This window comes from Streptomyces sp. NPDC001568, assembly GCF_042893755.1.
In the GTDB taxonomy this organism is placed as follows: domain Bacteria; phylum Actinomycetota; class Actinomycetes; order Streptomycetales; family Streptomycetaceae; genus Streptomyces.
On the sequence record NZ_JBIAVF010000004.1, the window covers coordinates 232,634 to 258,373 of the forward strand.

General features: G+C 73.4%; 20 protein-coding genes. 13 read left to right on the forward strand and 7 right to left on the reverse strand.

What is annotated here, in order from left to right; all coding sequences use genetic code 11:
* Window positions 1-80: 80 nt before the first annotated feature.
* Entirely contained in the window at window positions 81-1,187 is a 1,107-nt protein-coding gene (locus ACFY0I_RS09200) for a nitronate monooxygenase (protein WP_388892378.1), read from the forward strand.
* A 110-nt stretch (window positions 1,188-1,297) separates the two neighbouring features.
* Window positions 1,298-2,863: an acyl-CoA synthetase gene (locus ACFY0I_RS09205; protein ID WP_388892380.1), complete on the forward strand. Its 1,566-nt coding sequence runs from the start codon at window positions 1,298-1,300 to the stop codon at window positions 2,861-2,863.
* Window positions 2,864-2,923: 60 nt separating this feature from the next.
* On the opposite strand, the gene ACFY0I_RS09210 is transcribed toward ACFY0I_RS09205, so the two are convergent.
* Entirely contained in the window at window positions 2,924-3,472 is a 549-nt protein-coding gene (locus tag ACFY0I_RS09210; RefSeq protein ID WP_388892382.1) for a DinB family protein, read from the reverse strand.
* A gap of 154 nt (window positions 3,473-3,626) precedes the next feature.
* On the opposite strand from ACFY0I_RS09210, the gene ACFY0I_RS09215 reads away from it, so the two are divergent.
* A complete protein-coding gene (locus ACFY0I_RS09215) occupies window positions 3,627-4,766 on the forward strand; it encodes a calcium:proton antiporter (RefSeq protein WP_388892384.1) in 1,140 nt (379 codons plus the stop codon).
* Window positions 4,767-4,836: 70 nt separating this feature from the next.
* Here ACFY0I_RS09215 and ACFY0I_RS09220 read toward each other — a convergent pair whose 3' ends face one another.
* Window positions 4,837-7,257 carry a penicillin acylase family protein gene (locus ACFY0I_RS09220; RefSeq protein WP_388892800.1) on the reverse strand — a complete coding sequence of 807 codons (2,421 nt, stop codon included), beginning with the start codon at window positions 7,255-7,257 and terminating at the stop codon, window positions 4,837-4,839.
* 284 nt (window positions 7,258-7,541) lie between these two features.
* Here ACFY0I_RS09220 and ACFY0I_RS09225 point away from each other — a divergent pair, with 284 nt between their 5' ends.
* Window positions 7,542-9,047, forward strand: coding sequence for a fatty acyl-CoA synthetase (locus tag ACFY0I_RS09225; protein WP_388892386.1), 1,506 nt, complete (start codon window positions 7,542-7,544; stop codon window positions 9,045-9,047).
* 149 nt (window positions 9,048-9,196) lie between these two features.
* Here the strand turns inward: ACFY0I_RS09225 and ACFY0I_RS09230 are convergent, their stop codons facing one another.
* Together ACFY0I_RS09230 and paaK are read right to left on the reverse strand one after the other, a co-directional pair.
* On the reverse strand, window positions 9,197-10,054 hold the full coding sequence (locus tag ACFY0I_RS09230) for a YhjD/YihY/BrkB family envelope integrity protein (protein ID WP_388892388.1): 858 nt from the start codon (window positions 10,052-10,054) through the stop codon (window positions 9,197-9,199).
* Between the two features lie 82 nt (window positions 10,055-10,136).
* A complete protein-coding gene (paaK, locus tag ACFY0I_RS09235) occupies window positions 10,137-11,462 on the reverse strand; it encodes a phenylacetate--CoA ligase PaaK (RefSeq protein WP_388892390.1) in 1,326 nt (441 codons plus the stop codon).
* 180 nt (window positions 11,463-11,642) lie between these two features.
* Here paaK and ACFY0I_RS09240 point away from each other — a divergent pair, with 180 nt between their 5' ends.
* Window positions 11,643-11,858 (forward strand): hypothetical protein, encoded by a 216-nt coding sequence (locus tag ACFY0I_RS09240; RefSeq protein ID WP_388892392.1) that lies wholly within the window; start codon window positions 11,643-11,645, stop codon window positions 11,856-11,858.
* A gap of 110 nt (window positions 11,859-11,968) precedes the next feature.
* Here the strand turns inward: ACFY0I_RS09240 and ACFY0I_RS09245 are convergent, their stop codons facing one another.
* Both ACFY0I_RS09245 and ACFY0I_RS09250 read right to left on the reverse strand, forming a co-directional pair.
* Window positions 11,969-12,625 (reverse strand): class I SAM-dependent methyltransferase, encoded by a 657-nt coding sequence (locus ACFY0I_RS09245; protein WP_388892394.1) that lies wholly within the window; start codon window positions 12,623-12,625, stop codon window positions 11,969-11,971.
* Between the two features lie 276 nt (window positions 12,626-12,901).
* Complete coding sequence (locus ACFY0I_RS09250) at window positions 12,902-14,533, reverse strand: acyl-CoA synthetase (RefSeq protein WP_388892395.1); 1,632 nt, start codon at window positions 14,531-14,533, stop codon at window positions 12,902-12,904.
* A 198-nt stretch (window positions 14,534-14,731) separates the two neighbouring features.
* Between ACFY0I_RS09250 and ACFY0I_RS09255 the strand changes: the two genes are divergently transcribed.
* From ACFY0I_RS09255 to ACFY0I_RS09280, 6 genes are all read left to right on the forward strand, one after another.
* Complete coding sequence (locus tag ACFY0I_RS09255) at window positions 14,732-15,532, forward strand: crotonase/enoyl-CoA hydratase family protein (protein WP_388892397.1); 801 nt, start codon at window positions 14,732-14,734, stop codon at window positions 15,530-15,532.
* 114 nt (window positions 15,533-15,646) lie between these two features.
* A complete protein-coding gene (locus ACFY0I_RS09260; RefSeq protein ID WP_388892398.1) occupies window positions 15,647-16,660 on the forward strand; it encodes a Zn-ribbon domain-containing OB-fold protein in 1,014 nt (337 codons plus the stop codon).
* Between the two features lie 101 nt (window positions 16,661-16,761).
* Window positions 16,762-17,799 carry a thiolase domain-containing protein gene (locus ACFY0I_RS09265; RefSeq protein ID WP_388892802.1) on the forward strand — a complete coding sequence of 346 codons (1,038 nt, stop codon included), beginning with the start codon at window positions 16,762-16,764 and terminating at the stop codon, window positions 17,797-17,799.
* Window positions 17,796-18,980 (forward strand): thiolase domain-containing protein, encoded by a 1,185-nt coding sequence (locus tag ACFY0I_RS09270; RefSeq protein WP_388892400.1) that lies wholly within the window; start codon window positions 17,796-17,798, stop codon window positions 18,978-18,980. The genes ACFY0I_RS09265 and ACFY0I_RS09270 overlap by 4 nt, the downstream gene beginning before the upstream one ends.
* Window positions 18,981-19,181: 201 nt before the next feature.
* Window positions 19,182-19,421, forward strand: coding sequence for a DUF397 domain-containing protein (locus tag ACFY0I_RS09275; RefSeq protein ID WP_388892402.1), 240 nt, complete (start codon window positions 19,182-19,184; stop codon window positions 19,419-19,421).
* 162 nt (window positions 19,422-19,583) lie between these two features.
* Window positions 19,584-21,059, forward strand: a complete 1,476-nt coding sequence (locus ACFY0I_RS09280; RefSeq protein WP_388892404.1) for a hypothetical protein — start codon at window positions 19,584-19,586, stop codon at window positions 21,057-21,059.
* A 23-nt stretch (window positions 21,060-21,082) separates the two neighbouring features.
* On the opposite strand, the gene ACFY0I_RS09285 is transcribed toward ACFY0I_RS09280, so the two are convergent.
* The gene (locus tag ACFY0I_RS09285; protein ID WP_388892406.1) at window positions 21,083-22,273 is read right to left on the reverse strand and encodes a low temperature requirement protein A; all 1,191 of its coding nucleotides are present in this window, start codon (window positions 22,271-22,273) and stop codon (window positions 21,083-21,085) included.
* Between the two features lie 26 nt (window positions 22,274-22,299).
* Here ACFY0I_RS09285 and ACFY0I_RS09290 point away from each other — a divergent pair, with 26 nt between their 5' ends.
* Both ACFY0I_RS09290 and ACFY0I_RS09295 read left to right on the forward strand, forming a co-directional pair.
* Window positions 22,300-22,707 carry an ACT domain-containing protein gene (locus ACFY0I_RS09290; protein ID WP_388892408.1) on the forward strand — a complete coding sequence of 136 codons (408 nt, stop codon included), beginning with the start codon at window positions 22,300-22,302 and terminating at the stop codon, window positions 22,705-22,707.
* A 101-nt stretch (window positions 22,708-22,808) separates the two neighbouring features.
* Window positions 22,809-25,637: an ATP-binding protein gene (locus ACFY0I_RS09295; RefSeq protein ID WP_388892410.1), complete on the forward strand. Its 2,829-nt coding sequence runs from the start codon at window positions 22,809-22,811 to the stop codon at window positions 25,635-25,637.
* The last annotated feature ends 103 nt before the right edge of the window (window positions 25,638-25,740 follow it).

A 25,740-nucleotide genomic window follows, 5' to 3' on the forward strand; every position in this document is an offset into this window, starting at 1 on the left:
ACCGACCGGCCCGCAAAGAATCTGACACTGCATCAGAAAACCCCTTCCCTCGACCGCCGCCCTGCGGCATCCTCACGCCCATGGAGACGGAGCTGAGCAAGAAACTGGGCATCGAGCACGCCATCTTCGGCTTCACGCCCTTCCCCGCGGTCGCCGCGGCCATCACCCGCGCGGGCGGCCTGGGCGTGCTCGGCGCGGTGCGCTACACCGCGCCCGACGAGCTCAAGCGCGACCTCGACTGGATGCAGGCGCACACCGACGGCAAGCCCTACGGCCTCGACGTCGTCATGCCCGCCAAGAAGGCGGTCGACGGCATCTCCGAGGCCGACATCGAGGCGATGATCCCGGCGGCGCACCGCGAGTTCGTCCGCGACACCCTCGCCAAGCACCACGTACCCGAACTGGCCGAGGGCGAGGCCTCCGGCTGGCGGATCACCGGCTGGATGGAGCAGGTCGCCCGCAACCAGCTCGACGTCGCCTTCGACTACCCCATCAAACTCCTGGCGAACGCCCTCGGGTCCCCGCCCGCCGACGTCATCGCGCGCGCCCACGACCACGACGTCCTCGTCGCGGCCCTCGCCGGCAGCGCCAAGCACGCCCGCCGGCACGCCGAGGCGGGCATCGACATCGTCGTCGCCCAGGGCTACGAGGCCGGCGGCCACACCGGCGACATCGCCACCATGGTCCTGGTCCCCGAGATCGTCGAGGCCGTCGCCCCGCTCCCGGTACTCGCCGCCGGCGGCATCGGCAGCGGCGAACAGATCGCCGCCGGACTCGCCCTCGGAGCCCAGGGCGCCTGGCTGGGTTCCCTCTGGCTCACCACCACCGAGGCCGACCTGCACTCCCGCGCCCTCACCGAGAAGCTCCTCGCCGCCGGCTCCGGCGACACCGTCCGCTCCCGCGCCCTCACCGGCAAGCCGGCCCGCCAACTGCGCACCGAGTGGACCGACGCCTGGGACGACCCCGACGGCCCCGGGGCGCTCCCCATGCCGCTCCAGGGCCTGCTGGTCGCCGAGGCCGTCTCCCGGATCCAGAAGCACGAGGTCCGGCCGCTGCTCGGCACCCCCGTCGGCCAGATCGTCGGTCGGATGAACAGCGAACGCGGCGTGCGGGCCGTCTTCGACGAGCTCACCACCGGCTTCGAACGCGCCATCACCCGCATGAACCGGATCGCCGGCCGCACCTGAGCGTCCGGCGCCCGGGCCGTCACCGCCTTCCGCCCGGGCCGTCACCGCCTTCCCCGGCGCCCGGGACAGGGCCGGGGGTCACCGGAGCGAGCAGAGGAGCGAGCAGCAGCATGACCGACCAGCAGCAGGGCCAGCCCCCGAACGGCTTCTGGGCCCAGGCCGCCGCCGATCCCGACCGCACCGTCCTCGTCGCCCCCGACGGCGAGGAGTGGAGCGCCGGCCGGCTGCACGCCGACGTCAACCGCCTCGTCCACGGGTTGCGCGCCGCCGGGCTGGAGCGGGGCGACGCCTTCGCCGTCGTCCTGCCCAACGGCGTCGAGTTCCTCACCGCCTACCTCGCCGCCTCCCAGGCGGGTTTCTACCTCGTCCCGGTCAACCACCACCTCGTCGGACCCGAGATCGCCTGGATCGTCTCCGACTCCGGCGCGAAGGTCCTCGTCGCCCACGAGCGGTTCGCGGACGCGGCCGGCGCCGCCGCCGACGAGGCCGCACTGCCCGCGGAGCGCCGCTTCGGCGTGGGCTCCGTCCCCGGCTTCCGCCCGTACGCCGAACTCCTCGACGGACGGCCCGCCTCGGCGCCGGACGCCCGCACCCTCGGCTGGGTGATGAACTACACCTCCGGCACCACCGGCCGCCCCCGAGGCATCCGCCGGCCGCTGCCCGGCAAGCTTCCGGAGGAGACGTACCTCGGCGGGTTCCTCGGGATCTTCGGGATCCGCCCCTTCGGCGACAACGTCCACCTCGTCTGCTCGCCGCTCTACCACACCGCCGTGCTCCAGTTCGCGGGCGCGTCGCTGCACATCGGGCACCCGCTCGTCCTGATGGACAAGTGGACGCCGCGGGAGATGCTGCGCCTGATCGACGCGCACGCCTGCACGCACACCCACATGGTCCCCACCCAGTTCCACCGCCTGCTCGCCCTCCCGCAGGAGACCAAGGACGCCTACGACGTCTCCTCGATGCGGCACGCCATCCACGGCGCCGCGCCCTGCCCCGACCACGTGAAGCGGGCGATGATCGAGTGGTGGGGCCACTGCGTGGAGGAGTACTACGCGGCGAGCGAGGGCGGCGGCGCCTTCGCGACGGCCGAGGACTGGCTCAAGCGACCGGGAACCGTCGGCAAGGCCTGGCCGATCAGCGAACTCGCCGTCTTCGACGACGACGGCAACCGGCTGCCGCCCGGCGAACTGGGCACCGTCTACATCAAGATGAACACCGGTGGCTTCAGCTACCACAAGGACGAGGGCAAGACGAAGAAGAACCGCATCGGGGACTTCTTCACCGTCGGCGACCTCGGCGTGCTCGACGCGGAGGGCTACCTCTTCCTCCGCGACCGCAAGATCGACATGATCATCTCGGGGGGCGTGAACATCTACCCCGCCGAGATCGAGTCCGCCCTCCTCACCCACCCGGCCGTCGCGGACGCCGCCGCCTTCGGCATCCCGCACGACGCCTGGGGGGAGGAGGTCAAGGCGGTCATCGAGCCCGCAGAGGGGTTCGAGGCGGGTGACGCGCTGGCCGCCGAGATCCTGCACCACTGCGAACGGCGGCTGGCCGGCTACAAGCGCCCCAAGTCGGTCGACTTCATCGAGACGATGCCCCGCGACCCCAACGGCAAGCTGTACAAGCGCCGACTGCGCGACCCCTACTGGGAGGGCCGCGACCGGGCGCTGTGACGGACCGGGCGGGGGCACCGGCCCCGGCAGGCACTTCGGCGCCGGCGCCTCCCGGCCGGCTCAGACGCCGACGGCCCCGTCGATCCGCTCCCGCAGCAGATCGGCGTGGCCGTTGTGCCGGGCGTACTCCTCCACCATGTGGATCAACACCCAGCGCAGCGACACCGTCCCCCGCCACCCGTCGTACCCCTCGACGTCCAGGTCGGCTGCCTCCTCGGTGAACCGGTCGGCGAAGGCCACCTCCTCGCGCCAGGCCGCCCACGCCTCCTCCACCGCGTCGGCCCCCTCCCGCGCGCCCTCGAAGTCCCCGTCGGGATCCGCCGGCGAGGAGAAGCGGGGCGGCGCGTCCCGATCGGCCAGCACCCGCCGGAACCAGCGGCGTTCCACATCGGCGAGGTGGCGCACCAGACCGAGCAGCGACAGCGTCGACGGCTCCACGGAACGCCGGGACAGCTCCGCCACCCCGGCGCACTTCAGTTCCAGCGTCGCCCGCTGCGCGGCGAGGACGCCGGCCAGCACGAGCCGTTCCGCCCCCGTCGCCGGGGTGGTGAACCTGGGATCGTCCTCGGCGCCGGTGAACAGCCCCGCTCTCCTCCGCACGCTTTCCATCCGCCGATCATGGACCGGAGGGGCGCCCGCGCGGAACCCCCGGGCGTCCCGCACCGCCCGCCACGCCCAAACATTTCGTGAGAAGTGCCACGTGGGGGCCCTTGATCCGCGCCGCGCACCGCACCGGAGGAACAGTTCTGGCAACTTGGCACATATGAGTACGGCAACCCACAGATCCCCCCTGACCGACTGGACCGTCGTGGTCCCCGTGGTGGCGCTGGTCGCGCTCGTCTTCAGCTGGGGACGTGACCTGCCCGGACTCGCGGTGCTCCTGGTCTCCCTCTGCCTGGCGGGCGCGGTCCTGGCGGCCGTCCACCACGCCGAGGTCGTCGCCCACCGCGTCGGCGAACCCTTCGGCTCCCTCGTCCTCGCCGTCGCCGTCACCGTCATCGAAGTGGCGCTCATCGTCACCCTGATGGCCGACGGCGGCCCCAAGACCTCCTCCCTCGCCCGGGACACCGTCTTCGCCGCCGTCATGATCACCTGCAACGGCATCGTCGGCCTGTCCCTGCTCGTGGGAGCCCTGCGCAACCGGGTCGCCGTGTTCCACGCCGAGGGATCCGGGGCCGCCCTGGCGACCGTCGCGACCCTGGCCACCCTCAGCCTCGTCCTACCGACCTTCACCACCAGCAAGCCCGGCCCCGAGTTCTCCACCGCCCAGCTGACCTTCGCGGCCGTCGCCTCGCTCGCCCTCTACGGGCTGTTCATCGCGGTCCAGACGGTCCGTCACCGGGACTACTTCCTGCCCGTCGACACCCACCGCATCCGCAAGGAGGCCGCCCGCGCCGCCGCCGCGGCCGCCGCCGGTGAGGAGGACGAGCACGCCGATCCGCCCACCTCCCGGGCCGCCCTGGTCAGCCTCGGGCTGCTGCTCGTCGCGCTCATCGCCGTCGTCGGCGACGCCAAGGCCGTCTCCCCGACCATTGAGAAGGGCGTCGCCGACGCGGGCCTGCCCAACGCCGTCGTCGGTGTGATCATCGCCCTGCTCGTACTGGCGCCCGAGACCCTGGCGGCCGTCCGCGCCGCCCGCCGCGACCGGGTCCAGACCAGTCTCAACCTCGCCTACGGCTCGGCCATCGCCAGCATCGGCCTGACCATCCCGGCCATCGCCCTCGCCTCGATCTGGCTCTCCGGACCGCTGATGCTCGGCCTCGGCCCCATCCACATGGTGCTCCTCGCCCTCACCGTGGTCGTCAGCGCCCTCACGATCGTGCCGGGCCGCGCCACCCTGCTCCAGGGCGGCGTGCACCTCGTCCTGCTGGCCGCCTACCTGTTCCTGGCCGTCAGCCCCTAGACAACCCGCTCCGCACGCGCCCCGGTGGGGCCGGGAACACCGGCCCCACCGGGGCGCACCGCGGCGGCGGTCAGCGCCGCTCGCGCGGCCACACCACCTTGAGTTCCGGCGAGCTCAGGATGTCCCGCTCGCAGAACCGCGAGGTCACCCAGCGCTCCTGGGAGAACAGCCGGGTCTGGTCGGCGTGGAAGGGCGAGGTCGGGTTCGACGACTGGCCGTACGTCAGCAGGGTCCGCGCCACCGGGCAGCGGCTCCCGTCCCAGCCGACCGCCTGCAGGTGACTGGAACCGTGGACGACCTCCGGATATCCGCCGGCCGCCGCGTTCCACGGCGCCTCGATCTTGTTCCAGACGCCGAGCGCTTCCGAACCGCCGCCCACCGGCAGCTTCTGCCCGCCGCGCACCACGAACTGGTGCTCGCCGAGCGGGGCGTCCAGCGCGATCCCGGCCGCCCGCAGTTCGGTGACCGTGTCCGCGAGGGCCCGGCCGATGCCGGGGGCCGCCCGGTTGAGCGTACGGGGCGTGCGGACCGGGTCGGCCGCCGAGAACGGCACCAGCCACAGGTCCTTGACCGGCGTCGCCGCGGTCAGCTTCCGCCAGAACCGGTCGAAGAGCAGCGCGCCGCGGCTCGTGCTGTCGGCCGTCCGGTCCCACGACGCCAGTACCCCGCAGGCCGCCGAGACGTCCACCGGTACCCCGTCGCCGCCGGCCGCCGTACCGCCGGGCAGGGCCGCGCAGGCCCGCGCCGCGTCGGCCGCCGCCAGGTCACCGGCCGGGACCCGGTTCGCGTACTGCTGCCGCTCCAGGTCACCGACCGTCAGCCGCCCCCGCGAGGCCATCGCCGACACGTCCTCGACGGCGCCGCGCGTGCGCAGCGAACGCTGCGTGCCGACGTTGCCCCAGACCCGCTCGTAGCCGGTCAGCGGGCGGTCCGCGTTGGCCAGCCAGGCGCTGTCGTTGGAGTTCTCTGCGTACGGGGCTCCCCGCAGCGTCGGCGCCCTGCCCGGCCCGAACACCCCGGGCTGCACCGCGTCCGGGTCGCTGCCGGGCGCGCAGTCACCGCGCGAGCCGTCCAGCACCGCGAGCCCCGAGGCCGGGTACGTGGCCCGGCCGAGCGGGGTGGAACAGCGCGCGGCGAGCTCGTCGGTGATCCTCGGCAGCACCTGGGACTGCGTGAACAGGGTGTCGCCGCCCGCGTCGGCGGCGACCGTGTTGACCCAGGGCAGACCCTGGGTGCGCCTCAGGGCGTCCTGGACGCCGGCGACCGAGCGGGCCTTGCCCATGGCCAGCGCGGTGTCGGAGCCGCGCAGGTTCGCCGCGTTGGGGTCGGCCAACGCGTAGGCCGTCGTCGCCGTCCAGGGCAGCGGCAGGGACGGGCCGAGGTCCGAGACGACCGGCCCGTAGCGGGTCCACCACTGGCTGCGGACGACCGGCGCCCCGCCGCCCGCCACCGGCACCCCGACCTTGCGCTCCGTCATCCGCTCCGGCTCGCCGTCGACGAGGTAGACCGTCGGGTCGGCCGGGTCCAGGGCGAGCTGGTGCAGGTTCAGGGGAGTGCCGGTGGCCACCGTGTGGCTCCAGGCGACCTTCTCGTTGAAGCCGATGTTCACCACGGCCGTGCCGAGCAGGGAGCCGCCCGAGACGTTCAACTCGCCCGGAATGGTCTGCTGGGACTGCCAGAACCTGCGCCCGCCCTGCCACGGATAGTGCGGGTTGCCCAGGAGCAGGCCCCGGCCGTTCGCCGTGGTCGCACCGGCGAAGGCCACCGCGTTGGACCCCATGTCGTAGCGGGTGGTGTCGAACAATTGGCGGGCCGCCTCGGCGGCCGCTCCCGGATCGGGCGCCGGGGGAGCCGTCGGCCCCGTACCGGCCGGGGCGGGCGGCCGGGCCGACACGATCCCGTCGACCCCGCGACCCTGGCCGCCCAGCACCGACACGGCGAATCCCCGGGCGGCCACGTCGGTGGCGGTGACGGGCCGCACCCAGGCGGCGCCCCGGCACGCCGGGTCCGTGATCCTGTTCTGCGCCAGCCAGGCGTTGTACCCGGCGGCCCACCCCCGCATCAGCTCGCGCACGTCCTTGCCCGGACCGGCCGGCGCGGGCGTGGCCAGCAGCCTCTCGACGGTCCCGGCCTCCCGTACGCCCCTGAAGTACAGATCGCTGGACAGGTTCTTGGAGGCCGAGGAGAGCGAGCCGTCGGGCGCCGCGTCCGGGCCGAAGAAGCGCGAGCGTTCCCCGGCGACGGTCAGGAACCCGTCGGCGAGCACGCAGACCTGGTCGGCGGCCTGGGCCCAGCCGGTACCGAACCCGAGGTGCGCGTAGTCCCGCGCCAGGATGTGCGGGATGCCGTTCTCGGTGTACCGGATGACGGCGGACAGGCCCCCGCCCGAGGGGGCGGACCCGGGATCGGGACCGGTCGTGGCGGCGCCCGCCTGCGGCGCCGCCGCCGTCGCCGCGAGCAACGCGGCCCCGGTGACGGCGAGGCGGCGCAGGAGCGGGCCGGTACGGCGGCGGCGACCGGTGGAGGCGCGCGGAACGGAGCGCGGAACCGAGGGCGGAACCGCCGGTGGAACGGAGCGCGGGACGGACGGCGGGACGGAGCTCAAATCTGACCCCCAAATGGCCTGCGGGTGGGCGCACTTGCCCGCGGTACAGGCCGCGCCCCCGGGCCCCCACACTCACGCAGGTCGGCCGACGGTCTGTCAACATGCCGTTCGGTATCCCGGACGGCGCGGCGCTGTTGACCGCACGCGCGCACCGGGGTGAGGATCACGCCATGACGGCAGTGCGGGACAACACGGTCGACGGACTCCTCGCGGACAGCGCACGGCGGGTACCCGACCGCGTCGCCCTCCGCTACCGGGAGCGGAGCTGGACGTACGCGGAACTCGACGCGGCCGTCTCCACCGGGGCCGCCGTGCTGCGCGGTCGCCACGGGCTGGTGGACGGGGACCGGGTCGCGACGTTCGCCCACAACAGCGACGCCTACCTGATCGCCTTCCTCGCCTGCGCCCGGGCCGGTCTGGTCCACGTACCGGTCAACCAGAACCTCACCGGCGAGGACCTCGCGCACATCCTCGACAACTGCACCGCATCCCTGGTCCTCGCCGACCCGGACCTGGCCGCCCGGATCCCCGCCGGTACGCCGGTACGGCCGCTGGGCGACGGACCGGACTCCTTCCTCGATGCGCTCGGCGAGCCCCTGCCGTTCGAGCCGGTACGGGACCCGTCCCGGCTCGTCCAACTGCTGTACACCTCGGGAACCACGGCCCTGCCCAAGGGCGCGATGATGACGCACCGGGCCCTGGCGCACGAGTACGAGAGCGCCATCGCCGCCCTGGACCTGGACGGGGAGGACCGCCCCGTCCACTCGCTGCCGCTCTACCACTCGGCGCAGACCCACGTCTTCCTGCTGCCCTACCTGGCGGTCGGCGCCCGCAACACCGTGCTGGACGCGCCCGCCGCGGAAGCGATCTTCGACCTGGTGGAAGCGGGCCGGGCGGACAGCCTGTTCGCGCCGCCGACGGTGTGGATCGCACTGGCCAACCACCCGCAGTTCGCGGAGCGGGAACTGGGCGCGCTGCGCAAGGCGTACTACGGGGCGTCGATCATGCCGGTGCCCGTACTGGAACGCCTGCGGGACCGACTGCCCGGCCTCGGCTTCTACAACTGCTTCGGGCAGAGCGAGATCGGCCCGCTCGCCACGGTGCTGCGGCCCGAGGAACACGAGGGACGGATGGAGTCGTGCGGCCGGCCGGTCCGCCACGTGCGGGCCAAGATCGTCGACGAGGACGGCGTGGACGTCCCGGACGGCACGGCGGGCGAGGTGGTCTACCGCTCCCCGCAACTGTGCCTCGGCTACTGGAACGACCCGGCTGCCTCCCAGGAGGCCTTCCGCGACGGCTGGTTCCGCTCCGGGGACCTCGCCGTACGCGATGGCGACGGGTACTTCACCGTCGTCGACCGGGTGAAGGACGTCATCAACTCGGGCGGCGTACTGGTCGCCTCCCGGCAGGTCGAGGACGCCCTGTACACCCACCCGGGGGTGGCGGAGGCGGCGGTGATCGGACTCCCCGACGAGAAGTGGATCGAGGCCGTCACGGCAGTGGTGGTGCCGCGCGGGGAGGTGACCGAGGCCGAACTGATGGCCCACGCCCGTGAGCGGCTGGCCCACTTCAAGGCCCCGAAACGGGTGGTGTTCGCCGAGGCCCTGCCGCGCAACGCCAGCGGCAAGATCCTCAAGCGCGAACTCCGCGAACGCCTCACGCGGTCGACCGGCTGACCTCCCGACGCGTCGTGACGTCGTGACGCCGTGACGGCCCTCGCCGGCTGCTCCACGACAAAGACCACCACCGGCGGCGCTCCGCCCCCGAACGCCGCGGTGTCGACGTCGCCGTCCGCTCCGGTGCCTCCCGTCGCCCGGCGAAGCGGTCAGTGAGCGGTTCCACCGGGATCCGGGGTTCCGTGACCGGCGGCCAGGACCCCGCTGCGCCGCAGTCGACGCAGGGTGAGGTCTTCGTGGACGAGGCGGCCCACGAGGGCGCCGCCGTAGACGACGAAGCCGACGCCGACCAGCCAGGACTGGACGACGAGCAGCGTCCCGAACGGCCCGTACGTCACGGCGTTGGAGGCGATCAGCGGGGAGAACACCAGCTGCGAGAAGACCCGCAGGCCGAGCAGGCCGAGGCTGGTGGCCACCGCTCCCGGCAGCAGCGCCCGCCAGCGGACCCGGCCGCCCAGCAGGAGCCGCCCCGAGGTCCAGAAGAACAGGCAGGTGCCGACCACGTCGCCGATGGTGCCGAGGACCGCGCCGACGGCGTCGTCGGAGGGGGCCGGGATGCCGACGAGCAGCGCGAGGTAGCAGACGAGCAGGGCCAGCCACACGACGTGGCGCCACATGGTGTGCCAGCGGGCGGTCGGCACGTCCCAGACCTTCTCGTATCCGGTCTGCACGGCGGAGCCGAAGGTCAGGCCGAACACCGCGAGGGCGGCCAGACCGAAGGCGGTGGTCCGCTCCAGGGCCAGGTCGGCGGCCCCGAACAGAGCCTCCACGCGGGCGCGGGAGGACGCGGTCACCCCGAGGGCCTGCCCGAGCCAGCGCCCGAAGCCCGAGCCGCTGCCGGGCGCCGCCGCCGATACGACCACCAGCAAGGGCACGAGGGTCAGGAACCCGAGCGCCGCGAAGCCCATGGCGCGGTGCATCAGCTCGATCTCCCGGCCGCGGCTCCAGGCCAGCCCGGCGGGGGAGCCCTGGAGCCGGTCGTAGAGCCGCCGAAGGATCGAGGTCACGCCTCATGCACTACCCGGGTCGGCCCGCCCGCTCCCGGGAGCGGCCTCGAAATGGGCCCGAAGGGGTGGTTTCGGATGCCCGTCAGCGTGGCGCGGCCTCCCCTCCCTGACTCACGTCGCGGAGGTCCTTCAGTCGCTTGATCTTGCCGACCGAGCGCTCCAGGGTCTCCGGATCCACCACCTCCACGGCGACGGAGACCCCGACGGAGTCCTTCACGGCCCGGACCACCTCCGCTGCCGCCGCCTCGCGCTGCCCGGCCCCGGCCTCGCGGCGCGCCTCGACCCGTACGGTCAGGGCGTCCATCCGGCCCTCGCGGGTCAGCCGCAGCTGGAAGTGCGGGGCGAGGGCGGGGGAGCGCAGCAGGATCTCCTCGATCTGGGTCGGGTAGAGGTTCACCCCCCGAAGGATGATCATGTCGTCGCTGCGGCCCGTCACCTTCTCCATCCGCCGGAAGGCCGGGCGGGCCGTTCCGGGCAACAGCCGCGTCAGGTCCCGGGTGCGGTAGCGGATGATCGGCATGGCCTCCTTGGTGAGGGAGGTGAACACCAGCTCGCCGGTTTCGCCGTCGGGCAGCACCGCCCCGGTGAGGGGGTCCACGACCTCCGGGTAGAAGTGGTCCTCCCAGATGTGCAGGCCGTCCTTGTGGGAAGCGAACTCCTGCGCCACACCCGGCCCCATCACCTCCGAGAGGCCGTAGATGTCCACCGCGTCGATGCCGAGCCGTTCCTCGATCTCGCGGCGCATTTCCTCCGTCCAGGGTTCGGCGCCGAAGACGCCCGTCCGCAAGGAGGTGGAGCGCGGGTCGATGCCCTGACGTTCCATCTCGTCCAGCAGTGTGAGCATGTAGGAGGGGGTCACCATGATCACCTCCGGACGGAAGTCCTGGATGAGCCGGACCTGGCGGTCCGTCATCCCGCCGGAGGCGGGGACGACCGTGCAACCGAGGCGCTCCGCGCCGTAGTGGGCGCCCAGGCCACCGGTGAAGAGGCCGTACCCGTAGGCGACGTGGACGATCTGGCCGGGCCGGGCGCCGGCCGCGCGCAGCGACCGGGCGACGACATCGGCCCAGGTGGACAGGTCCCCGTCGGTGTAGCCGACCACGGTGGGGCGGCCGGTGGTGCCGCTGGAGGCGTGGATGCGGCGGACCTCGGAGCGGGGGACGGCGAACATCCCGAACGGGTACTGCCCGCGCAGGTCCGCCTTGGTGGTCATCGGGAAGAGGGCCAGGTCGGCCAGGGAGCGGCAGTCGTCGGGGTGCAGTCCCGCCTTCTCGAAGGCCTTCCGGTAGAAGGGCACCCGTTCGTACGCGCGGTGCAGGGTGGCCCGCAACCGCTTCAGCTGGAGCGCCGCCAGCTCGTCGGCGCCCAGCCGCTCGCCTTCGTCGTGGAGATCCGCGTACGCCGTCATGCCGTCACCTCACCGAGAGCCAACCGAACGTTCATTCGGTAGAGTGCCGGACGTGGCGGGGTAAATCAATGACTCGAACGAGTGATCGTTGCGGTCGTCTCCTGAGCGGCGCCCGCTCCGGCGTCGGCGTACGGTCGAAAGAGGTGCCCCGTAGAGGAGGCGCGAAGGGAGGCGGCGGGCATGTCCGTCATCGACCCCGCGGTATCGGTACGGCTCAGCGCGTCCGAAGCGCGCCGGCTGGCCGGGCTGCTGGCCGAGGTGGCCCACCTGCTGGAGGACCCCGGTCCGCAGCGGCTCGTGGACGCCCAGGCCGAAACGCTGGGCCAGGGCGCGGGCCGCCCCGAACTCGCCGGCTGGGCCCGCGGCGTCGCGGCCGAACTCCGCGCACAAGTCTGAACTCCGCGCACAAGTCTGACCGGCGGCGATCGACGAGCGGCTGCGCAACTGCTCGATGGATCGGGCTTCAGCTGGTTCTGGTTCCATGGCCGGACCGTGGCGCGCCGACCTCAGCGCTGGTGCCAGACCAGCGTGTAGCGCCAGAACAGGCAGCGACGCAGCCGTGCGCCGGGCAGTGCCTCACGAGCGTCGCGCACGATGTCCGCGAAGGTCATGGTCGCGGGTCGGGTCGGGGCGGTCATCGAGGTCGGTCGCGGTGACGTGCGGCCCTTGTTCTTGATCCATGCCATGGCGACATTCGACGGAATGGCGAAGGCGTCGATCAGGTAGTCGCTCCGGGACCGTGGGCGGTAGAGACCGACGACGACCAGGATTCCGCCGGGCGCCAGGTGCTGTCGGAAGCGGGCGAGGGCGTCGCCGAACGGCAGGTGATGGATGGTGGCGACACATGTGATGACGTGGTGGGGGCCTGCGGGGATGTCGTTCAGCGCGTCTCCGACGGTGAAGGTCACCGCGGCTGCCGGGGTGGTGAGTTCCCGCGCGCGAGCGACGATGGTGGGGTCGACGTCGATGCCGTGCACCGTTCCAGCCCGTGAGGCCAGGAGTCTGGCGAGGTCACCGCTGCCGGAGCCAATGTCCAGGGCGCTGTTGAAGCGTCTCGGGAGCCGGCGCAGGATCCGCCGGTGGTAGTGGGCGTTGTGGTCCCAGGGGTGGGAGGCGTGGAACCGTTCAAGTGATCGAAGGACGCGGGGCAGCAGTGTCGTCATGGGGTGAGTCCATCAGAGGTTGATCGTCCGGGGCACCGCCCCCGGGGACGGTGGGAGATGGCGACGACGCGGTCGGCGGTCGAGCCGGGTCATCGGCTCGCGGTCCCTCGGCAGGGTGTCCGGGCAGGTCCGCAGCTCCGGCACGTACGACGGGTCGGTGCGGAAGTGGTCGCAGCCGACGCAGCCCAACCGGCAAGCCCCCGCGCGCCGCGGGGCCCGCGGGGCGGCACCGCCCCGCGGGCCCCGCGGCGCGCGGGCAGCCGCCGCCGTACCCCCTCAGCCCGTGGCGTCCGCCTCCGTCGCCACCGTCTTCGCCCAGCGGTAGTCCGCCTTGCCGCTCGGCGAACGCTGGATCGCGTCGGTGATGACCAGCTGGCGCGGGATCTTGTAGCCGGCCAGCCTGGTCCGGCAGTGGCTCTGGATCGCGTCCAGCGTCGGCTCCGCCGCCCCCGCCCGTACCTGCACCACCGCGGCGACGTGACTGCCCCAGGTCGGGTCCGCGACGCCCGCGACCAGCGCGTCGTACACGTCCGGATGCGACTTCAGCGCCTGCTCGACCTCCTCCGGGTACACCTTCTCGCCGCCCGTGTTGATGCACTGCGAACCCCGACCCAGGACCGTGACGATGCCCGCCTCGTCGACCGTCGCCATGTCGCCGAGCAGCACCCACCGCTCCTCGCCCTTGCGGAAGAAGGTCTCGGCGGTCTTCGCCGGGTCGTTGTAGTAGCCCAGCGGGACGTGGCCGCGCTGCGCGAGACGCCCCGGAACGCCCACCGCCACCGGCTCGTACGTCACCGGATCCACCACTCGCGTACGGTCGTTGACCTCCAGCCGGAAGCCCCGCTCGGGGCCGGAGTCGCTGGTCGCCTTGCCGTTGGAGCCGGACTCCGAGGACCCGAAGTTGTTCAGGAGCAGCGCGTTCGGCACCAGTCGCTGGAATTCGGCGCGCACCGTCTCCGACATGATCGCCCCCGAGGAGGAGACGCTGAACAGCGAGGACAGGTCCGTCCCCTCAAGGGGTCCGTTGAGGGCGTCGATGAGCGGGCGCAGCATCGCGTCGCCCACCAGCGACACGCTCGACACCTTCTCCTTCTCGATGGTGCGCAGGACCTCCTCCGGGACGTACTTGCGGTGGATGACCACCCGTTGCCCGTAGTTGAAGGCGATGAACGAGGTCAACGTCGAGGTGCCGTGCATCAGCGGGGGCGCGGGGAAGAAGGTCAGGCCGGCGCCGCGGGAGGCGACCCGCTCGGCCAGTTCCTCCGGCCGTTTCACCGGTTCCCCGGTCGGCTCGCCGCCGAAGAGACCCGCGAAGAACAGGTCCTCGGCCCGCCACATGACGCCCTTGGGCATCCCGGTCGTACCGCCGGTGTAGATGATGAACAGGTCGTCGGCGCTGCGCGCCGGGAACCCGCGGTCGGGGGAGCCGGCCGCCTCCGCGTCCCGGTACGCGACGGGCTCGATCGTCGGCCGCGGGGCCCCCTCGGGCGCCTCCCCGACCCGGACCAGGTGGCGCAGCTTCGGCGTCTGCGGCAGGGCGGCGGCGACCCGCTCCGTGAACTCGCCCTCGAAGACCAGCGCGGCGAGGTCGGCGTCGTTGTAGAGGTAGACCAGTTCCTCCTCCACGTACCGGTAGTTGACGTTCACCGGCACCAGGCGGGCCTTCAGGCAGGCCAGTACGGTCTGCAGGTACTCGACGCCGTTGTACATGTGCAGGCCCAGGTGCTCGCCGGCCTCCAGTCCGTTGTCCAGCAGGTGGTGGGCCATGCGGTTGGCCGCCGCGTCCAGTTCGGCGTAGGTGAGCCGGCGCTCCGCGCCGGTACCCGGGTGATCCACGTACACGAGGGCCTCGCGGTCCGGGACCACGTCCACGACCGACTCGAACAGGTCGGCAAGGTTGTACTCCACCGTTCCTCCTGACCCTGTGACATCTGGTGCCGGGCCCGTGTCCGGGCCCGTGCCGGTCCGCTTCGGCGGTCATTACAGCGCCGCCGCACGGAAGTGGGAAGGGAGTCGGCCAAGAAAACTGACTGTGTGTCAGAAAACTATTGAACTGCACCCGCCCCTACTGCAACCTGTTCTAGGTCTTGAGACGGGAGGACGGCAATGGGTGGGACGGAACACCTCACCGTGGAACGCCACGGAGCCACACTGGTACTCACCATGAACAGACCGGAGGCGAAGAACGCGCTCTCGCTTCCGCTGTTGGTGGGGCTGTACGACGGCTGGTTGGAGGCGGACGCGGACGACGGGATCCGCTCGGTGGTGCTGACCGGGGCGGGCGGAGACTTCTGCGCCGGCATGGACCTCAAGGCCCTCGCCGGCAAGGGCATGGACGGTGACCGGTACCGCGACCGGCTGAAGGCGGACCCGGACCTGCACTGGAAGGCGATGCTGCGCCACCACCGGCCGCGCAAGCCGGTGATCGCGGCCGTCGAGGGGTACTGCGTCGCGGGCGGCACCGAGATCCTCCAGGGCACCGACATCCGGGTGGCCGGCGCCGGGGCCACCTTCGGACTCTTCGAGGTCAAGCGCGGCCTGTTCCCGATCGGCGGCTCCACGGTGCGGCTGCCCCGGCAGATCCCGCGCACCCACGCCCTGGAGATGCTGCTGACCGGCCGCCCCTACCCGGCGGAGGAGGCGGCCCGGATCGGTCTGATCGGACGGGTCGTGCCCGACGGGACCGCCCTGGAGGCGGCCCTGGAGATCGCCGGACGGATCAACGCGTGCGGGCCCCTCGCCGTCGAGGCCGTCAAGGCGTCCGTCTACGAGAGCGCCGAGCTGACGGAGACGGAGGGCCTCGCGGCCGAACTCACCCGGGGCTGGCCGGTCTTCGACACGGCCGACGCGAAGGAAGGGGCCCGGGCCTTCGCCGAGAAGCGCCCGCCGGTGTACCGCCGCGCCTGACCCCGTCCGATCCGCGCTCCTTGCCCTTCCCTCCTCTTCCCTGCCCCTCCTTCACCTCCCGCCCCCTCCCGCCCCCTCCCGTCCCGACCCGTTCCCGGAGAATCGGAGACCCCCATGACAGCCGCCGCGTCCCCACCCGAGGTGCTGCGCGCGCCCCTCGTCGTCGAGTTCCCCTTCACCCGGTCGCTCGGCCCCGTCCAGAGCGCCTTCCTCACCGGGCTGCGCGAAGGCGTCGTCCTCGGCGTGCGGACCTCCGACGGCAAGGTGATGGTGCCGCCGACCGAGTACGACCCCGTCACCGCCGAGGAGATCCGCGAACTCGTCGAGGTCGGCGCCACCGGCACCGTCACCACCTGGGCCTGGAACGGCGAACCCCGCCCGCAGCAGCCCCTCGCCACCCCGTTCGCCTGGGTTCTGGTCCGGCTCGACGGCGCGGACACGGCGATCCTGCACGCCCTCGACGCCCCCGGACCCGACGCCGTCACCACCGGCATGCGCGTCCGCGTCCGCTGGGCGGAGCGGCGCACCGGCGCCATCACCGACATCGCGTGCTTCGAACCCGACGAGAGTCCCGACGAGGGCCCGTACCGGGGCCCGGACGGGGCCCGGGCGAAGGGCCCGGTCGACGGGCGGCACGCCGCCCCCCACGACGGGCTCTTCGCCGACGCCGTCACCGGCATCGTCGCCGAGGCCCGCCTGGACTACACGTACAGCCCCGGTCGCGCCCAGACCGCCTACATCGCAGCCCTCTCCGAGCGCAGGACCGTCGGCGAGCGCTGCCCCTCCTGCCACAAGGTGTACGTCCCGCCGCGCGGCGCCTGCCCCACCTGCGGGGTCGCGACCACCGACCGGGTCGAGGTCGGCCCGGCCGGGACGGTCACCACCTACTGCATCGTCAACATCAAGGCCAAGAACCTCGACATCGAAGTCCCGTACGTCTACGCCCACATCGCCCTCGACGGCGCCGACCTCGCCCTCCACGGCCGGATCGGCGGCATCCCGTACGACCGGGTCCGCATGGGCCTGCGCGTCGAACCCGTGTGGACGGACGGCGGCGGCTACCCCGACCACTACCGCCCCACCGGCGAGCCGGACGCGGACTACGACGCGTACAAGGAGCTCATCTGATGCCCGCCACGCCGAGGCCGCAGAGCACACAGAGGCCGCAGAGCACGCAGAGCGGGCCGATCCCGCAGGGGACACGAGGGACGCAGCGGTACGCGCGCGAGGTGGCCGTCGTCGCCTTCGCGCAGAGCGACCACCGGCGCCGCAGCGACGAGCTCAGCGAAGTCGAGATGGTCATGCCGGTGCTCCACCAGGTGCTCGCCGCCACCGGCCTCAAGGCCGGCGAGATCGGCTTCACCTGCTCCGGTTCCAGCGACTACCTCGCCGGCCGGGCCTTCTCCTTCACCATGACCCTCGACGGGGTCGGCGCCTGGCCCCCGATCTCCGAGTCCCACGTCGAGATGGACGGTGCCTGGGCCCTCTATGAGGCCTGGGTCAAGATCCAGACCGGCGAGGCGGACACCGCGCTCGTCTACTCGTACGGGAAGTCCTCCCCGGGCCCCCTGCGCGACGTCCTCACCCGCCAGCTCGACCCCTACTACCTCGCCCCGCTCTGGCCCGACTCCGTGGCCCTGGCCGCCCTCCAGGCCCGGGCGCTGATCGACGCGGGCGAGACCGACGAGGCCGCCCTGGCCGCCATCGCCGCCCGCAGCCGGAGCGCCGCCGCGGACAACCCGCACGCCCAGCTGACCGGCGAGGTCCCGCAGGGCGACTACCAGGTGGCGCCGCTGCGCACCGGCGACTGCCCGCCCATCGGAGACGGCGCGGCCGCCGTGATCCTGGCCGCGGGCGACGTGGCCAGGCGGCTCTGCGAACGCCCCGCCTGGATCACCGGCATCGACCACCGCATCGAGGCCCACGGACTCGGCCTGCGCGACCTCACCGACTCCCCGTCCACCCGGCTCGCCGCCGAACGCGCCGGGGTCTTCGAGGCCCCCGTCGACACGGCGGAACTCCACGCGCCGTTCTCCTCCCAGGAGGTCGTGCTCCGCAAGGCCCTCGGCCTCGGCGAAGCCGTCGACGTCAATCCCTCGGGCGGCCCGCTCGCCGCCAACCCGGTCATGGCCGCGGGCCTGATCCGGATCGGCGAGGCCGCCGCCCGGATCCACCGCGGCGCGTCCGACCGGGCCGTCGCCCACGCCACCTCCGGGCCCTGCCTCCAGCAGAACCTGGTCGCGGTCCTGGAAGGAGACCCCCGTTGAGTACGACGAGCACGACGGGCAAGGAGCCGGTGGCCGTCGTCGGCATCGGCCAGACCAAGCACGTGGCCGCCCGCCACGACGTCTCCATCGCCGGACTGGTCCGCGAGGCCGCGACCCGCGCCCTCGCGGACGCCGAACTGACCTGGGCCGACATCGACGCGGTCGTCATCGGCAAGGCGCCCGACTTCTTCGAGGGGGTGATGATGCCCGAGCTGTACCTGGCGGACGCCCTCGGCGCGGTCGGCAAACCGATGCTCCGCGTGCACACGGCGGGCTCCGTCGGCGGCTCGACCGCCCTCGTCGCCTCCAACCTGGTCGCCGCCCGAGTCCACCGGACCGTCCTCACCCTTGCCTTCGAGAAGCAGTCCGAGTCGAACGCCATGTGGGGCCTGTCCCTGCCCGTCCCCTTCCAGCAACCGCTGCTGGCCGGCGCGGGCGGCTTCTTCGCCCCCCACGTGCGCGCGTACATGCGGCGCACCGGCGCGCCCGACGCGGTCGGTTCGCTCGTCGCCTACAAGGACCGGCGCAACGCGCTGAAGAACCCGTACGCCCACCTGCACGAGCACGACATCACCTTGGAGAAGGTCCAGGCGTCACCGATGCTCTGGGACCCGATCCGCTACTCGGAGACCTGCCCGTCCTCCGACGGCGCCTGCGCGATGATCCTCACCGACCGGGCGGGCGCGGCCCGTTCGCCGCACCCGCCGGCCTGGCTGCACGGCGGCGCCATGCGCAGCGAGCCGACCCTGTTCGCGGGGAAGGACTTCGTCTCCCCGCAGGCCGGCAAGGACTGCGCGGCCGACGTCTACCGGCAGGCCGGGATCACCGACCCGCGGCGGGAGATCGACGCGGTGGAGATGTACGTCCCGTTCTCCTGGTACGAGCCGATGTGGTTGGAGAACCTGGGCTTCGCGCAGGAGGGCGAGGGCTGGAAGCTCACCGAGGCCGGGGTCACCGAACTCGACGGGGACCTCCCCGTGAACCCGTCGGGCGGGGTCCTGTCCACCAACCCGATCGGCGCCTCCGGCATGATCCGCTTCGCGGAGGCGGCGCTCCAGGTTCGCGGTCGGGCGGGTGAGCACCAAGTGCCGGACGCTCGGCGGGCGATGGGCCACGCGTACGGCGGCGGGGCGCAGTTCTTCGCGATGTGGGTGGTGGGGTCCGAGCCCCCGACCTCCTGACCGGCGGCGTTCGCGGGCGAGCAGGGCGGCGGTCCCGCCGGGCGAGCCGTCGGTGGCCGGCGGGCTGCCGCCCGGTGGCCGCACGATGGCCGCGGGGCGGCGGATCGCGGCCCGCCCGACGGGTTGCGCGGGCGGCCTGTGCGGCACCCGGCCCGATGGCTACCCTGGGCGGCCGGACGACGTACCGGGAGGAGCACGCACGTGGCCGAGAGCATGACTTCGCGACCCCTCGCAGGCTGGGGCAGGCCCGACCTCGATCTCAGCGGCGCGGACTGGCAGCCGGGCAGCCGAGGGGTGGGCGACGTCCAGATCGCCTTCGTCGAGGGGTTCATCGCGATGCGCAACGGCGAGCGCCCCGACGTTCCTTCGGTGATCTTCGCGCCGGACGAGTGGCGCAAGTTCGTGGTGCAGGCGGGGGTCGGGCGGTTCGGCCCGACCTGACCGGGTACGGCCGCCGACCCGACCGCGGTCCCGGTCGGGTCGGACCCCGTCCGAGCGGACGCCCGGGACTGCCCCGGGAGCGGGATCCGCCGCTCCCGGGCCCGCCCGCGCCCGGACACCCCGCGGGGCGGCCCGGGTCGGACGGGCGTTAGGGTCGCCGCCATGCGACGCACCACCATCGACGGGATCCCCGTCCACCGGATCCCCTCGACGGGCCCGCTCCGGTTCGGCCTGCGCTTCGGCTGCGGAGTCCGCGACGAGACGTACAGGTCGCTGGGCGCGAGCCAGTTCGTCGAGCGCCTCACCATGGAACGGGCGGGTGCGGACGCGGGCGCCGGCCTGGTGTCGTACGGATCGCTGTCCGACCTTGAGGAAACCCGGTTCTACGGCTCGGGCGCCCCCGAAGAGGTGGCGCGCTTCCTGGAGTCGGTGTGCCGGACCCTGTCCGACCTGCCCCTCGACCGGCTGGACCACGTCGCCGGCATCCTGGAGATCGAGAACACCGCGCCCGTGGACGTCCGCGCGGCCCAGGCGCTGAGCGCCCGCTACGGGGCGCGGGGCATCGGGCTCGCCGGGCAGCGGGGCCCCGGGCCCCGCGCGCTCACCGCCGACATGGTCCGGGAGCACGCCGCGAGCTTCTTCACGCGGGGCAACGCCGTCCTGATGCTCAGCGGCCCCTACCCGGAAGGGCTGCGGCTGCCGCTGCCCGAGGGCGCCCGACCCCCGCGCCCCGCGCCCCGCCGGCTGACCGGCCACGTCTGGGCGCAGCGGGACACCGACGGGATCGCCCTCGCCCAGGACACCCCGATCGGCTCGGCGGCGGCCCGCATGGGCCACTGCCTCCTGAGGGAGCGCGCCGACCGGCTGCTGCGCGAACGCCTCGGCATCAGCAGCCACGTGGAGATGGTGGAGGTCCAGCGCGACGCGCTCTCCATCGAGCGGATCATGGTGCTCGACGCGGCCGACGGGAAGGAGGAGGTGGCCGCCGCCGTCCTGTGGGGCGAAGCGGTCCGGCTGGCCCAGGAACCGCCCCTCGCGAGCGAGCTGACGGAGTACCTCACCTGGCTCCGCCGGACCTGGACGGAGCAGCCCGATCCCTGGGCCCGACTCCAGGAGGCGTCGAACACCGACCTGTTCGCAACCCCCTACCTCGACGACGCGACCTCCTTGGCGGTACTGGAGCGGGTCGGGCCGCAGGAGGTGAGCCGCGCCATGCGGGCAGCGCTCGAAGGGGCCCTGTTGGTCGTTCCGCACGGGGTGCACCCGCCGCTGACCGGGTTGGACGGGCGCCGCCTGGCGCACACCGCCGTCTGCGAGGTGTGGGACACCCCGCTCCCGCCCGGCGAGGTCTTCCGCCGGCCCCTGCGCGTCCGGGCCAGGGACCGCGGGGCGCGCGGCGACCGGCTGGTGCTGACCCCGTACTCGCTCGTCCACGGTCACGACGACTGGTACCACGAGTACCGGTTCGACGAGGTGGTGGAGCTGGAACAGTGGGGCTGGGACCGGACCGTCATCGCCCGCTGCGGCTGCTCCCTGGACCTCGTGCGCGGCTCCCACACCGGCGACGAGCGGGTACGGGCGGCCCTGGACCGCGCCGTCCCGTCCTCCCGCATCCGCGTCCGGACGGCGACCCGGTAGCACCGCCCCGTACCCCGCCTCCGCTACGGGGACGCCCCGGCCGGTGGCCGCGACGGTCGCAGCCGCTCCACCAGCAGCGGCCACCGCACGGCCGCCACCAGCGTCCACACCAGCGCCACCGGGCCCCAGCCGGCCGCGGCTGCGCACAGCCCCGCCACCAGGACCAGCGGCGGCCCCACCAGCAGCAGGGTGCGGGCCGCGCCCCGCCCCGAACACGACGCGGCCACCCCCGCGATCAGCAGGTACAGCCCCAGGGTCGCGCACAACAGCCAGCGCACGGCCGCCGGTGGGGAGCCGTCCGCGTACGCCACCAAGTCACCGGCCGCCGCCGCGAACGCCGCCACCGACCCGGCCACGAAACAGTGCAGCGGCAGCACCAGCCGCAGCGGCAGGGCCTGCGCCGCGAGCAGCGGGATCCCGTCCGTGCCGTGCCGCAGCGACAGCGACCACAGCTGGAGCAGCAGCACGAAGGCGCCGACGGCCACCCCGCACAGCGTCCGGTCCCACTCCGCCTCCGAGGCCGCGTCCACCATCTGCGCGATCGCCTCGCCCAGGACGATCAGCACGAAGAGGCCGAGCCGCTCACCGAGGTGCGGCGCGTCCGTCACGGCAGCGCGCGGCTTGGGCCGGACCGGCTCCCCGCGCGCCGCGCCGGCCGCGTACTCCTGCTCCACGCGCGCCGTCACCTTCTGCGCGGTGACCGTGAACATGACGGCCAGATCGATGGTCAGCCCCAGCGCCCACAGGGCGTAACGGACCGTCCCGTCGCACCACATCGACACGATCCACGGCGTCAGCCCCAGGCCCACCTGGGTGATCGGCAGGTCGGCCACGTACTCCCCGCGCCGCCCCCACGCCTTGCCCGCCAGCGACCGCACCAGGATGTAGGCGAGCGCGAAGGCCCACGCCTTGTCCTCGCGCACGCCGTGCACCGAGGCCGCCATCACCGCCATGCCGAACATCCCCGCGAGGACCGTACGGGTGCGGGCCCGGTCGCCGGTGACGTTCCCGTACACCGTGAACAGCATCCAGCCCGTCCAGAAGGCCAGGAACATCACCGTGTACAGGGCGAGATCGGCCCACCCCGGGCCCCCGCGCAGCAGGTGCGCCAGCTGGGCGACGCCGGCCACCGCCGTCAGGTCGAAGAACAGCTCCAGCCAGGAGGCGTGCCGTTCGCCCGGCTCGTTCGCCACCGGGGCCGCCGATTCGGTCATATCGGGATGATAGGTAGGCTGGGCGGATGAGCGGAGAGAGCGACCTGCGGAAACTGCTGAGCGGCATGCGGCCCGAACTGAACGAGGGCCGGTACGTCTTCTGCACCCTGCCCGCGTCCACGCGCGCACCCGACGGCCTCACCCCCGTCGCCACGGTCCTGGAGCCCGAGGGCCTCACCCTGGTCCTGCGCCAGGAGGACGCCGACGCCGCCGGACTCGCCTACGACTGGACGGCCGGTTGGATCACCCTGCGCATCCACTCCGCCCTGGACGCCGTCGGCCTGACCGGAGCCTTCGCCGCCGAGCTGGCCGCCCACGGACTCAGCTGCAACGTGGTCGCCGGCTACCACCACGACCACCTGTTCGTGGCCGCCGACCGGGCCGCCGAAGCGGTCTCCGTACTGGAGGAACTGGCCACCCGTTCGGCGGAATAGCGAAATCCGAAAAACATTCCGATCTTTCCCGAGCTCGGGCCTTCCCCGGCGCACGCGCGGGCGTACGCTGATCCTCCGAACAGGCCTGGGGGGTACCAGCCATGACGGACCGCCGGACCCGGACGCGGCGCACCATATTCGAACGCGAAGCGGAACTCCTCGCCGTCGACGAGGCACTCGACCGGCTCACCGACGCCGGACCTGACGCGGGCGGCGCCCTGCTCGCCCTCTCCGGCCCGGCCGGCCTCGGCAAGACGACACTGCTCGCCGAAGTGCGCCGCCGGGCGCTCGCCCGGGACTGCACCCTGCTCGCCGCCCGCGGCGGGGAACAGGAACAGAGCCAGCCCTTCCACGTCGCCCGCCAGCTCATCCAGCCCCAGCTGGCCGGCCGCTCCGAAGCCGCCCTGCGCGACGCCCTCGGCAGTTGGTACGCCATCGTCGGCCCCGCCCTCGGCCTGTGCGCCCCCGAGGGCGCCCCGCCCGACCCCCAGGGCCTGCGCGACGGGCTCGACTGGGTCCTCACCCACCTCACCGTCCAGCGCGCCCCCGTCGTCCTCGTCCTCGACGACGCCCACTGGGCCGACGCCGAATCCCTGGGCTGGCTCGCCGCCTTCGCCCCGCGCGCCGAACACCTGCCGTTGCTGCTCGTCGTCGCCTACCGCCCCGACGAACTGCCCGCGCACGCCGAGTCCTTCCGTACCCTGCCCGGCCGCGCCGGACAACGCCCCCTGACCCTCGCCCCGCTCAGCGCCGGAGCCGTCACCACCCTGGTCCGCGAGGCGGTCGGGGAGCACGCCGACGACGCCTTCTGCCAGGAAGCCTGGACGGTCACCACCGGCAACCCCTTCGAAGCCGTCGAACTCACGGCCAAGGTCCGCGACAAGGGCCTGGCCCCGGTCGAGGCCAGCGCCCCCCTGCTGCGCGACCTCGTCGCCGCCCAGCGCGGCAGCGGCCTCGTCGCCCGCCTGCACAGCCTCGGGCCCTCCACCGTGCGCTTCGCCTGGGCGTGCTCCGTCCTCGGCACCGCCATCCCGCAGCGGATCGCCGCCCGCGTCGCGGGCCTCGGCGCCGAGGAGGCCGCCGACGCCACCCAACGGCTGCGCGACGCCCGCATCCTGTCCGCGGCGCCCGAGGACGAGGACGCCGGACTGGAGTTCGTCCACCCGCTCATCGCCACCGCCATCTACCGCGGCATCCCCGACGCCCTGCGCGTCGCCCTCCACGGCAAGACCGCCTCCGCCGTCGTCGACGCCGGACTGGGCCCCTCCGCCGCCGCCCGCCACCTGCTGGAAACCCAGCCGGAGAACGACCCCTGGGTGGTCCGCACCCTGCGCGAGGCCGCCGCCGACAACCTGCGGGCCGGCGCCCCCGAGGCCGCCCGCCGCCAACTCGCCCGCGCCCTCCAGGAACCCCCGGACTTCGACGAACGCGCCGCCGTGCTCTACGAACTGGGCTGCGCCTCCCTGCTCACCGAACCCGCGAACACCGTCAACCACCTGCGGGCCGCCCTCGCCGAACCCTTCGACGACGAGGCCCTGCGCCAGGGCATCGTCATCCGCCTCGCCCAGGTCCTCTCCCACAGCGACCTGCTGTCCGAGGCCTCCGAACTGCTCGCCCGGGAGATCCCGCACACCCAGGACGCCCGCGCCCGGCTGCGCCTGCAGTCCGAACAGTTCATGTGGGACGCCTTCAACGCAGCCGAACCCGACTCCCCGGCCCGCTCCCGCCGCCTGACCAAACTCGCCGAGCACCTCACCGGCCGCGACCTCACCGAGCGCTACATCATCGGGCTCCGGGCCTGGGACGCCTGCCTGCGCGGCGAACCCGTCGAGGTGGTCCTGCACCACGCGGACCGGGTCCTGGAGGAGCACTTCAGCTGGGCCCACGAGGACCGCGGCTTCGAGGTCCCCGTCCTGACCGCCATGGTCCACATGTACGCCGACCGGCCGGGCCGCGCCGAGGAACTCTTCGAGGCGGGCACCGCCGAGTTCGAACGCCAGGGCTGGTACGGCGCCCACCTGTCCTTCGCGCACAGCCTGCGCGGCTACATCCGCTACCGCCGCGGCCGGCTCGTCGAGGCCGAGGAACTGGCCCGCACCGGCCTGCGGCTCGCCGAACGCGTGGGCCGCCGCACCCCCGTGCACTGGTACGCCATCGCCATCCTCGTGACCACCCTCATCGCCCGCGGCCGGACCGACGAGGCCTGGGAACTGGCCCACGAACACGACTACGGGGAGCCCTTCCCGGCCGCCGTGGTCTTCCCCGACTCCCAGACCGTGTACGCCGAGCTGCTGCTCGCCCGCGGCGACCGCAAGGCCGCCGTCGCCGAACTCGAAGCCGTGGACCGACGGCTCACCCCGCGCGGCATCCAGAACCCGTCCTGGTGCCCCTGGCAACTGCACCTGGCCCGGGCGGTCGCACCCGAGGACCCGGCCAGGGCCAGGGCACTGGCCGCCGAGGCCCTGCGCCGGGCCCGCGCCTTCGGGGCGCCCTCCGGCATCGGACAGGCCCTGCGGGTCTCGGCCGACGTCGCCGCCCCGCAGGACCGGTTGCCGCTGCTGCGGGAGGCGGTCACCCTGCTGGCGGCCTCACCGGCCGGCTACGAACTGGCCCTCGCGCTGGCCGCGCTCGGCACCGAGTTCCAGGACCGGGCCGTCCTCACCCGCGCGCTCCTCACCAGCCGCGAATGCGGCGCGGACGCCCTCACCGCCACCCTCACGAACCGGCTGCTCACCCTCGGTGGGGAGCTGCCCTGCGGCTCCTCCTGGGAGGACGAGCCGACCCCGGAGGAGCTGAGCGCCGCCGAGGCCGTGATCGGGGGCGTCCCCTCCCAGGCCGGCCCCGAACTCTCCGCCGTCTGCCGCAAACTGGGCACCGACCCGGCCGGCCTCGCGGACGCGCTCGCCTCCTTCGCCCGCGGGGCGAGGTGAGCCGGGGGGACGGCCGGCCCGGACCGCGCTCCGCCGCCGCGCGGCCGACGGTGTGGAGGCGAGCACGGCCGGCTCCGGAGAGTGCCACTCCCGCCCCACCGAT

Bases quoted from the DNA above. Each gene is read 5' to 3' on its own strand.
- ACFY0I_RS09200 (WP_388892378.1), top strand. From the start codon at position 81: ATGGAGACGGAGCTGAGCAAGAAACTGGGCATCGAGCACGCCATCTTC.
- ACFY0I_RS09205 (WP_388892380.1), top strand. From the start codon at position 1,298: ATGACCGACCAGCAGCAGGGCCAGCCCCCGAACGGCTTCTGGGCCCAG.
- ACFY0I_RS09210 (WP_388892382.1), bottom strand. From the start codon at position 3,472: ATGGAAAGCGTGCGGAGGAGAGCGGGGCTGTTCACCGGCGCCGAGGAC.
- ACFY0I_RS09215 (WP_388892384.1), top strand. From the start codon at position 3,627: ATGAGTACGGCAACCCACAGATCCCCCCTGACCGACTGGACCGTCGTG.
- ACFY0I_RS09225 (WP_388892386.1), top strand. From the start codon at position 7,542: ATGACGGCAGTGCGGGACAACACGGTCGACGGACTCCTCGCGGACAGC.
- paaK (WP_388892390.1), bottom strand. From the start codon at position 11,462: ATGACGGCGTACGCGGATCTCCACGACGAAGGCGAGCGGCTGGGCGCC.
- ACFY0I_RS09240 (WP_388892392.1), top strand. From the start codon at position 11,643: ATGTCCGTCATCGACCCCGCGGTATCGGTACGGCTCAGCGCGTCCGAA.
- ACFY0I_RS09245 (WP_388892394.1), bottom strand. From the start codon at position 12,625: ATGACGACACTGCTGCCCCGCGTCCTTCGATCACTTGAACGGTTCCAC.
- ACFY0I_RS09255 (WP_388892397.1), top strand. From the start codon at position 14,732: ATGGGTGGGACGGAACACCTCACCGTGGAACGCCACGGAGCCACACTG.
- ACFY0I_RS09260 (WP_388892398.1), top strand. From the start codon at position 15,647: ATGACAGCCGCCGCGTCCCCACCCGAGGTGCTGCGCGCGCCCCTCGTC.
- ACFY0I_RS09280 (WP_388892404.1), top strand. From the start codon at position 19,584: ATGCGACGCACCACCATCGACGGGATCCCCGTCCACCGGATCCCCTCG.
- ACFY0I_RS09285 (WP_388892406.1), bottom strand. From the start codon at position 22,273: ATGACCGAATCGGCGGCCCCGGTGGCGAACGAGCCGGGCGAACGGCAC.
- ACFY0I_RS09290 (WP_388892408.1), top strand. From the start codon at position 22,300: ATGAGCGGAGAGAGCGACCTGCGGAAACTGCTGAGCGGCATGCGGCCC.
- ACFY0I_RS09295 (WP_388892410.1), top strand. From the start codon at position 22,809: ATGACGGACCGCCGGACCCGGACGCGGCGCACCATATTCGAACGCGAA.